Source organism: Bauldia sp., from assembly GCF_020442045.1.
Taxonomy (GTDB): Bacteria; Pseudomonadota; Alphaproteobacteria; order Rhizobiales; family Kaistiaceae; genus Bauldia.
Window position 1 is genome coordinate 1 of sequence record NZ_JAGRLA010000169.1, and the last position, 10291, is coordinate 10291.

Sequence of the window (10291 nt, forward strand, 5' to 3'; positions counted from 1 at the left end):
CGCCCGCAATTTCGGCTCGCGCTACGTGATCTCGGAGACCGGCACCTACAACACCGAATCGGACTGGGTCGCCCACCCCAAGAACAAGACCGAGGAAGGGTTCGAAGAGTGCCGCAAGGTGATCGCCGACCTCGCCCAGACCGCCTATGACCACGGCGCGATGTTCCTGCTCGAGACCTACGTCAACAACGTCGTCGGCTCGGTCGAGGAAACGGTGAAGATGTTCGCCCAGGTCGACCATCCCGGCCTCGGCCTGCTGATGGACCCGACCAACTATTTCGAGACCCACAACATCGACGACATGGACAAGATCCTCAACCAGGTCTTCGACACGCTGAGCGACAAGATCAAGATCGCCCATGCCAAGGACGTGATGCGCTCGGGCGACGACAAGTCGGAGAAGCACGCGGACATCGGCGACGACGACGCGCTGGAGAGCCACACCTTCCGCGGCGTCGGCGAGATCGAGCTGCCGGCGCCGGGTCTCGGGGCGCTGAACTACGACCTCTACCTCAGGCGCCTCGCCGAGAAGCATCCCAACATCTCGATGATCATCGAGCATCTCGAGGAAAGCGACGTGCCGCGGGCCAAGAAATTCCTCGACGGCAAGCTCCGGGAACAGGGGCTCTAAGCTTCCGCTTTCCGGCCGGACGAAGGCCGCTCGCAGACGTCGGAACGGCGCGTCCCCTGGGCCGCGCCGTTCCATCTTCGGGCGGCTGCGACGCGCTTCGCCGCTTCCCGCGCCGCCGCAGCATTGTTCCGCCCCGTCCGCGTCGAGACTCCGGCCGGCGCGTTTCCGCGCGGCGGGCCGATGGCCAACGGCGCGATCGTTTGTCATAACTGGAGCGCGGAGTTGCAGGGTTCGGAGGCGGCTGGCGCGGGGCGATCGTCTCCGGGCCACCGGAAGGGCGGTGGTGCGGCAATGTTGAGTGCTTGTCCGTCATGCGGCAAGAGGAACCCGATCGGCGCCAAGTTCTGCTCGGAATGCGGCGCCGCCCTGACGGCCGGCAATGAATCGGCTCCGAAACGACCGACCGGTTCCGCGGCGTTGGAGGCGCGGGCCGCCCCCGCGCCCGGCGAGCGCCGCCAGCTGACGATCATGTTCTGCGACCTGGTCGGCTCGACGACGCTGGCCTCGCGGCTCGATCCGGAGGACATGCGCGAGGTGATCGGCGGATGCCTGCGGATGGTCACCGGCGTGGTCGAACGCTTCGGTGGCTATGTCGCCCGCTATGTCGGCGACGGCGCCTTGATCTATTTCGGCTATCCGCGGGCGCACGAGGACGATGTCGAGCGCGGCGTCGAGGCGGGCCTGCAGATCATCGAGGAGGCCGCGGCGCTGAAGCTGCTGGAGGGCTTCCGGCCGCAATTCCGGGTCGGCATCGCCACCGGCCTCGTGGTGGTCGGCGACATCGTCCGGACAGGCGGGCGCGGGGAGTCGGATGTCGCCGGGGAGACCCCTCATCTCGCCGCCCGCCTCCAGGCGCTCGCCGAGCCGGACACGGTCGTCATCGGACAGACGACGCGCCAGCTTGCCGGGCGGCTCTTCACCTACCGGGACCTCGGGCCGGTGGCGCTGAAGGGTTTCGCGGAGCCGGTCCAGGCCTACCGGGTGCTCGGCACCACCGGTGCCGAAAGCCGCTTCGAGGCGCTGCGCGAGACGCATCAAAGCCCGCTGGTCGGCCGCGCCGCGGAGCTGGAGACGCTTGAACGGCTGTGGGAGGACGCCCGCGGCGGCCGGGGACGCGTCGCACTGGTTTCCGGCGAGCCGGGCATCGGCAAGTCGCGGCTGACGGCGATGCTGTCCGAGCGCATCGTCGGCCAGCCGCATACCCGTATCCGCTACTATTGCTCCTGGCACCAGCAGGCGTCGCCGTTCCAGCCCTTCATCAACCAGCTCGAGCGGGCCGCGCGCATCGACCGCGGCGACAGCCCGGCAAAGAAGCTCGAGAAGCTGGCGCAGGTGCTGAGCCCGGGCGCCTTCCAGGAGGAGGACCTGCTGCTCCTCGGCGACCTCCTGTCGGTGCCGCTGGAAGAGCGCGGCTCCCGCATCGACGGCGCGCCCCGCAAGATCCGCGAGAAGACGATGGAAGCCCTGTTGCGCGAGGGCGAATTGCTGGCGGCGCAGCGCCCGCTGCTGATGGTCTTCGAGGATGTCCACTGGATCGACCCGAGCTCGCTCGATCTTCTCAACCTCGCCGTCCAGCGCGTTCCGGAATTGCCGATCCTGCTGATCATCACCTCCCGGCCCGAGTTCCACCCGCCATGGTCGGACGCGGACGCGGTCTCCCTGACGCTCGCACCGCTGACCTATGACGACAGCGCCGCGCTGGTCGAGGCGGGGGCCGGGGAGAGGACGCTGCCGCCCGGCGTCACGGAGGAGATCATCGCGCGGGCCGACGGTATCCCGCTCTTCGTCGAGGAACTGACGCGGAGCGTGGTGGAAGGGGGAGCGGGGACGCTGGCCGACCACGCCGGCAACGGGGCGGCGCCGGACCTTGCGGCGGTCCCGCCGACGTTGAGCGCGTCGCTGACGGCACGTCTCGACCGCCTCGGCGACGCCAGGGCGATCGCGCTGATCGGGGCCACCATCGGCCGGGAATTCACCTATGAGCTGGTCGCGGGTCTCGCCGGCAAGCCGGAAGCGGAGCTGCGGCGCGCCTTCGATCAGCTCACCGAATCCGGGCTTGTCCGGCGACGCGGCGTGCCGCCCGCGGCGAGCTACCAGTTCACCCATGCGCTGATCCACGAGGCCGCCTACCGGTCGATGCTGCGCGACACGCGCCGGGGCCTGCATGCCGACCTGGTGCGTCTCTTCGAGGCGGACTTCCCGGAGACGGCCGTGTTGCGCCCGGACCTGCTGGCGCATCACTGCGCCGAAGCCGGGATGCTGGACAAGTCGGTCGAATACTGGCTGAGGGCGGGGCGAAGCGCCTTCGCGCGCTCGGCCATCGTCGAGGCGATCGACCGGCTGAGAAAAGGCCTCGCGATCGTCGACAGGCTTCCCGAAGGCGAGCAGCGCTTTCGGCTGGAGCTCGACTTCCAACTCTATCTCACCCAGGCCCTGATCGCGCATACCGGCTACACGTCGAAGGATACCTCCGATGCGATGGAGGCGGCGAGGCGGACCTGCGACAAGCTCGGCGAGCCGCCGCAACTGCCGGCGGTACTGAGCGGGCAGTGGGCCTTTTCGCTGATCAGCAACGCGCTGCCGACCGCCGCCCGGCGCTCGGCCGAACTGCTCCGCCTCGGCCTTGCCCGCGACGACCGGATCTGGACGCTGCTCGGCCGGCGGTCGAGCGGGGTCACCGATTTCGCCCGCGGCAACTTCGTCGCGGCGCGGGCGAGCCTCGAGGAGGCGCAGCGGCTCTACAAGCCGGAGGACCAGCCGGCCTATGCCGCGCTCGGGGTCCAGGACGCGCAGGTGGTGGTGACCGCCTATCTGTCCTGGATCCTGATCTATCTCGGCTATTTCGAGCAGGGGCGGGCGATGCGCGACCGTGCGGTTGCCGAGGCAAATGCGCTGAACCAGGCCTATAGCATCGCCCATGCCCTCAACGGCCTCGCCTTCACCCAACTGCTGCTCGGCGATCCGCAGGGCGCGCTCGGCACGCTGGACGAACTGGAACGGGTCAACGAGGAACACGGCCTCGCCTATTACCGGGCCTTCGTCTTCATCTTTCGCGGCTGGGCGCTGGCCGACCTCGGCGAGGTCGCCGACGGGATCAAGCTGATCGAGTTCGGGATATCGGCCTATCGCGCCGGCGGGGCGCATCTCTACACCACGACCTTCTATCGCTGGCTCGCCTCGGCCTATCGGCGCGCGGGCGACTTTCGCCAGGGGCTGGCGCGGCTCGACGAGGCGACGCGGATCGCCGACGCTTCGGAAGCCTATGGCGACGAAGGCGAGATCCATCGCGTCCGGGCCGAGCTCCTGCTCGATCTGAAAGACACCGACGGCGCGATCCGCAGCTACCAAGCGGCGCTCGACGCTTCGCGCCGCCGGCAGGCCAGGCACTGGGAATTGCATGCGGCGACCGGACTTGCCAGCCTGCATGCGGAGCATGGCCGCAGAACCGAAGCGGCGGCGCTGCTCGGCGGCGTGTACGGTTGGTTTACCGAAGGCTTCGATACGCCGGACCTGAAGGCGGCGAAACTGCTACTCGATTCGCTGGAGTGACCGGCAGGCGGCGGATAGTCGGTCAACGGGCCGGGTGACGTCCAGGAGGAGGCGCGTCAATGACGATCAGCGAGACGAGGGTGACCGGCATGGCGGCGTCCGGCGGCGCGATCGGCGCACCGGGCAGCGGCTTCGATCCCGAAGCGCTTCAGCCGGTGCCGGGATTCAAGGCGAAGCTGACGCACTGGTTCCTTTCGAATCTGCCGATCTTCCTGCGCCTCATGCGCCGGTTCTGGCCGATCGCCCGGTTGCCCTTCATCGGACTGACCTTCGTCACCCGCTATGACGACGTCCAGGAAGTGCTCGGCGCCGACAAGGCCTTCCCGGTGCCCTTCGGCGACAAGGTCAAGGAACTGAACGGCGGGCCGAACTTCGTGCTCGGCATGGAGGAGAGCCCCGAATATCGGGCGATCCAGAAACAGGTGATGCGGGCCTTCCGCCGCGAGGATATCGCGGAGATCGTCGCGCCGATGGCGGCGGCGCTGGCGTCCGAGATCGTCACCAGGGCCGAAGGGCGGCTCGATGCCATCGAGGGGCTGATCACGCTGGTGGCGACCCGCATCTGCGAGGACTATTACGGCATCGTGCTTCAGCCCGAGCAGCGGGTGTCGTTCTCGCAATGGACCTTCGCGATGAGCATGTACATGTTCGCCGACCCCTTCGACGACCCACGGGCGCGGCCGCCGGCGGTCGCCGGGGCGGAAGGGCTGCGGGCGATCGTCGACGCCTCGATCGCCAAGGCCCGGACATCTCCGTCCGGCGACACGATCATCGGCCGGCTGCTGGCGATGCCCGACGGACCCGACGACGAGACGATCCGGACCTATCTCGTCGGGATGATCGCCGGATTCGTGCCGACCAACACGATGGCGGCCGGCAACATGCTGGAGATCATGCTCCAGCGCCCGGCATTCCTGGAAAAGGCACAGGCCGCGGTGCGGTCCGGCGACGATGATCGCCTGTGGCGGTGCCTGGTCGAGGCGTCGCGCTTCAAGCCGATTAATCCCGGTCCGTTCCGGCTTTGCGGCGAGGACTATGTCGTCGCCAAAGGGACGGCGCGGGCGAAGACGATCCGCAAGGGCGAGATCCTGCTGGTCAGTACCTGGTCGGCGATGTTCGACGACCGCCGCGTCGCCGATCCCCGGACCTTCAATCCCGACCGGCCGCGGACCGACTACATGATCTTCGGCCACGGATTGCACTGGTGCCTCGGCGCGCTGATCGCCGAGGCGCAGATCACCCAGACCATGAAGGCGCTGCTGCGCCGGGACGATCTCGGGCGCGCCGATGGCGAGGACGGCACGCTCCGCCATCTCGGTTCCTTCCCCCAGCATCTCGTGGTGACGTTCGATCGACAGAAGCCGGCCATCTAGCCGAACAACCCCGGAGGCCCCGCCATGTCGCACGCCTTTCTCTCCGTCGTGATCCCCTTCGACGCCACCCGCACCGAGGCCGTGGAAGCCCGCCTCGACGCGATGGGCAATCCCCCGACCGGGGCGATACGGGATCGCCTCGACGAGGCGGCCTTCGTGCATTTCATCAGCATGTGGGTGGTCCGCGACGATGCGGCGAAGCCGAGCCACCTGATCATCGAGGTCAACGCGGACGGATCGGTCCCCGAGGTGACGGCGAAGCTTGCGGGGACGATGGAGGCGGAGCTCACCGGCATCCTCGGCGAGGCCGGCGTGGCGACCGGCGGCACGGACCTCGCGACGTTTCTCGAGAACCATCATCGGCCGGTCGGGCAGGGGTGGTTCTCGAATCCCGGCGTCAATTTCGACGGGACGCCCGGGCTGACCGTCACGCAGATTCGCCAGGAAGCGGAGCTCGCGCACCGGATCGCCGGGATGCTCGACGAGATCGAGCCGACCTCTCCGCTTGCGAGGCTGACCGAAGTCCGGAACCGGTTGTGGGACGACGAGAGCGCCAAATGGGCCTTCACCGCCGCGCCGGCCCCCTCGCTCGATCCGATGCCGTCGGCGTCGTGGGGGGCGATCCTCGCCTCGGCGATCGCCACCTTCCTGTGGCCGCTCTTCGCCATCGCCGGAATCGTCTTCCTGGTCGCCTGGTCGCTCGGCGGATTCGCGCTCGCCGCCTGGATCGGGCTCCTGGTGCTGATCGCCGGATTCCTGCTTCTCATCCCGGTCCATGCCGCGCTCAGGCGCGCGGAGGAGACGGACGTGCCCGAAGACACTCCGCCCGACCCGGACAAGGTGGCGGAATACATGAAGCGCGAGGGGCATGCCCGCCAGAGCCACCTCGCCGCGGTCTCGACGGTCAAGCCCGGCGCCCTCCGCTGGCTGACGCTCCGCGCCGGGCTGTGGTTCGCCGGAATCCTTGCCGCCCACTATTCGCGGCCGGGATTCCTCGGTACCACCGGCGTCATCCACTTTGCCCGCTGGCTGGTGCTTCCCGGCACCGGCAAGCTGCTCTTCACCTCCAACTATGACGGTGTCTGGGAAAGCTATCTCGAGGATTTCATCGAGAAGGCGAAGGAAGGCGTGACCGGCATCTGGAGCAACACCATCGGCTTTCCAAGATCCGAAAACCTGATCTTCAAGGGCTGCGCCGACGGCGACCGGCTGAGGCTGTGGACGCGGCGCCAGCAGCGGACGACCTGGTTCTGGTACACCGCCTATCCCGACCTGACACTCAACCGCATCCGCATCAACGCGGCGATCCGCCAGGGGATCGCCCAGGCGGTGACCGAGGGGGACGCGGCCGACTGGCTCTCCTGCTTCGGCTCCGAGATCAGGCTTCCCGATGCGCTGGAACTCAAGGAGATCCCGACGCTGGTCTTCGGCGGGCTCGGCCGGTTGCGGTTCTCGACCAGCCTGTTCCTCCGCTTCACCGGCGACAGGGCCGAGACCAAGGCGTGGCTCGAGGAGCTCGCGCCGGACATTGCCTATGGCGACACGCGCGGCGACGCCCAGGCGACCGTGCTCGGGCTGTCGAAGGATGGCCTCGTCAAGCTCGGCCTGACCGAGGACGCCATGGTGACCTTCCCGCTCGCCTTCCAGCACGGCAGCAACGTGCCATGGCGGGCAAGCGCCCTCGGCGATACCGGCCGGAACGATCCCAAGGACTGGCTGTGGGGGAAGCCCGGCGAGGAGGTGGACGCCGTCATCGTCCTCTACGGCAAGGACAAGACGACTCTGGCGGCGCTTGTCAGGGAGCGCCGCCAGCAGCTCAAGGCGCGCAAGATCGAGATCGTGCACGAGCTGCCGCTGACCGAGATCCCGAAGGAAGCGGAGGCGGCGACCGGTGTCCGCGTGCGCGAGCCCTTCGGATTCGCCGACGGCATCTCGCAGCCGCGAATCCGCGGCATCTCGCGCGGCCGCGACGAGGCGCAGTCGGTGCATCTCGTCGAGCCGGGCGAGTTCGTGATCGGCTATCCCGACAATCTCGGATACCTGCCGCCGTCGCCGTCGGTTTCGGCGGCCGCCGACCCCGGCAACCTGCTGCCGGCGCTGGGGGGCGATCCCTTCGCCCAGCGGCCGCGCTTCACACCGGCCTCGCCCAACGAACGCCGCGACCTCGGACGCAACGGGTCGTTCCTGGTCGTTCGCCAGCTCGAGCAGGATCGCGGCGAATTCGACCTGTTCCTGTCGGAGGCGGCGGCGGCGCTCAAGGCGTCGGGCCGGGCTCCGGATACGGGCCATCTCGCGCTGGAGGACTGGGTCGCGGCAAAGCTGGTCGGTCGCTGGAAGGACGGGTCGTCGCTCGTCCGCAACCCGACCGGGCCGGCGAGCGATCTCGCCAGGGCGCCGGCGCGGGGCGCTCCGCAGCGGACGGCACGGCCGGATAATGACTTCCTCTACGGGGCGGAGGATTCGACCGGGGCGAAATGCCCGCTCGGCGCCCATATCCGCCGCAGCAATCCCCGCGAGACCTTCGAGCCGGGCTCGATGGCGCAACTGGCGATCAGCAATCGCCACCGCATCCTGCGGGTCGGGCGGACCTATGGCCCGGACGAGGCCGGGACGGCGGGCCTGCTCTTCATGTGCCTCAACACCGACATCGACCGCCAGTTCGGCTTCATCCAGCAGACATGGGCGCTGGCGCCGAGCTTCCACGGGCTGGAATCGGAGGTCGACGCCTTTGTCGGGGTCAGCGACAAGCGCGGGACATTCACCGTCCCGACGGCGGACGGACCGATCCGGCTGAAGGGGCTCCGCGATTTCGTGACCGTGAAAGGCGGGGCCTATTTCTTCCTGCCCGGACGCCAGGCGGTGCGCTACCTCGGCTCACGCTAGACGGGCCGGCGGACCGACCTGGAATGCGGGTCCGATCCGCGATGGACCCGGCGGCGGGTATTTGGCACTGTCGTGGCCATCGAAGGGAGGGGCCGCGATGTCCAATGCCGACCACGAGCCGAGGGAAGACGACCCGCGGCTGCTTCTCCTCGATTCCCGCGACAACGTGCTCGTCACACGGGCGCGGATCCGGGGTGGCGAGACGATTGCCGTCTCGGGGCAAGCCATCACGGTGCCGGACGACCTGCCATTGGGCCACAAGCTGGCCCGGACCGATATCGCCGGCGGCGCGAAGGTGATCAAATACGGGGCGCCGATCGGCTTGGCGACGACGCAGATCCGGACTGGCGAGCACGCCCATGTCCACAACGTCAAGAGCGACTACACGCCGACCCACCACCTTGCCGACGAACGGACGCGCTACGGGAGTGAACCATGACCATGCTCGGCTTTCCCCGCTCGGACGGGCGCAAGGGCATCCGCAACACGGTGGTCGTCGGCTACCTGGTGGAATGCGCCCATCATGTCGCGCGCGAGATCGCGATCCCGCTCCGCGACCGCGACGTCCACGTCATCGGCTTCCCGGGCTGCTATCCGAATTCCTATGCCGAGACGATGATGGAGCGGCTCTGCACCCACCCGAATGTCGGGGCGGTGCTGCTGGTCTCGCTCGGCTGCGAGAGCTTCAACAAATACCGGCTGGAGTATGCGATCCGCGAAAGCGGCCGGGCGGTGATGACCATCGTCATCCAGGCGGCCGGCGGGACGCGGAAATCGATCGACGAGGGACGCGCCTTCGTCGCCGAACAGCGCGCGCTGCTCGACGAGATGACGCCGGTGCCGATGGCGGCGGAGGAACTGGTGGTCGGCACGATCTGCGGCGGCTCGGACGGTACGTCGGGGATCACCGGCAATCCGGCCGCCGGGCGGGCCTTCGACATGCTGATCGCCGATGGCGCCGCCTGCATCTTCGAGGAGACCGGCGAGCTGATCGGCTGCGAGCACATCATGGCCGACCGGGCGGTCACGCCGGACCTCGGCCGCGAGCTCGAGGCGAGCGTCGCCAAGGCCGCCCGCTATTACGCGACCCTCGGCTACGGCTCCTTCGCCGCCGGCAATGCCGATGGCGGGCTCACCACCATCGAGGAGAAGTCGATGGGCGCCTATGCCAAGTCCGGCGCCTCGCCGATCGCCGGGCTGATCAAGCCGGGCGACATCCCGCCGCGCGGCGGGCTCTACCTGCTCGACGTGGTGCCGGACGGCGAGGTGCGCTTCGGCTTCCCCAATATCAGCGACAATGCCGAGATCGCCGAGCTGATCGCCTGCGGTAGCCACGCAATCCTCTTCGTCACAGGCCGCGGCTCGGTCGTCGGGTCCGCGATCTCGCCGGTCATCAAGATCTGCGCCAATCCGGAGACCTATCGGCGGATGGCCGACGACATGGATGTCGATGCCGGCCGCATCCTCGAAGGCAAGGCGACCCTCGACGCGGTCGGTGCCGAGATCCACGATCTGGTGCTCGGCCTCGGGTCCGGCATGCGGACGAAATCCGAAGAGCTCGGCCACCAGGAATTCATCCTGACCTACAAGACCTTCGAGCCGATCGGCCCGGCCTGTCTTCCCGCCGCCTGAGGAAGCGATGGGCGACGGAAACTTGCGAAATCACTGAGGGGGAAGACAGGAATGAGCGAAGACAAGCCGCGGGTCGGTTATGCCGGCGTCGGCCTGATGGGCCACGGCGCCGCCAAGAATATCCTCGAGGCGGGCTATCCGCTGACCGTCCTCGGCCATCGCAACCGCGAGCCGGTCGACGATCTCGTCGGCCGCGGCGCGCGTGAGGCGAAGACCGGCGCCG

7 protein-coding genes are annotated in these 10291 nt (G+C 68.4%); all 7 read left to right on the top strand.

Translation table 11 applies throughout. The features are described from left to right. Positions 1-631: sugar phosphate isomerase/epimerase family protein (locus tag KDJ86_RS18650; protein WP_291749331.1), on the top strand; the 631-nt coding region annotated here is incomplete at its 5' end. A gap of 291 nt (positions 632-922) precedes the next feature. Next, the gene (locus tag KDJ86_RS18655; protein ID WP_291749334.1) at positions 923-4180 is read left to right on the top strand and encodes an AAA family ATPase; all 3258 of its coding nucleotides are present in this window, start codon (positions 923-925) and stop codon (positions 4178-4180) included. Positions 4181-4239: 59 nt separating this feature from the next. Then, a complete protein-coding gene (locus KDJ86_RS18660; protein WP_291749336.1) occupies positions 4240-5553 on the top strand; it encodes a cytochrome P450 in 1314 nt (437 codons plus the stop codon). Between the two features lie 24 nt (positions 5554-5577). Then, a complete protein-coding gene (locus KDJ86_RS18665) occupies positions 5578-8436 on the top strand; it encodes a hypothetical protein (RefSeq protein WP_291749339.1) in 2859 nt (952 codons plus the stop codon). A 97-nt stretch (positions 8437-8533) separates the two neighbouring features. Beyond that, positions 8534-8875 (top strand): UxaA family hydrolase, encoded by a 342-nt coding sequence (locus KDJ86_RS18670; RefSeq protein ID WP_291749342.1) that lies wholly within the window; start codon positions 8534-8536, stop codon positions 8873-8875. Continuing rightward, positions 8872-10068 carry a UxaA family hydrolase gene (locus KDJ86_RS18675; RefSeq protein ID WP_291749345.1) on the top strand — a complete coding sequence of 399 codons (1197 nt, stop codon included), beginning with the start codon at positions 8872-8874 and terminating at the stop codon, positions 10066-10068. The genes KDJ86_RS18670 and KDJ86_RS18675 overlap by 4 nt, the downstream gene beginning before the upstream one ends. 51 nt (positions 10069-10119) lie before the next feature. Then, on the top strand, positions 10120-10291 hold a 172-nt coding region (locus KDJ86_RS18680; RefSeq protein ID WP_291749348.1), incomplete at its 3' end, for an NAD(P)-binding domain-containing protein.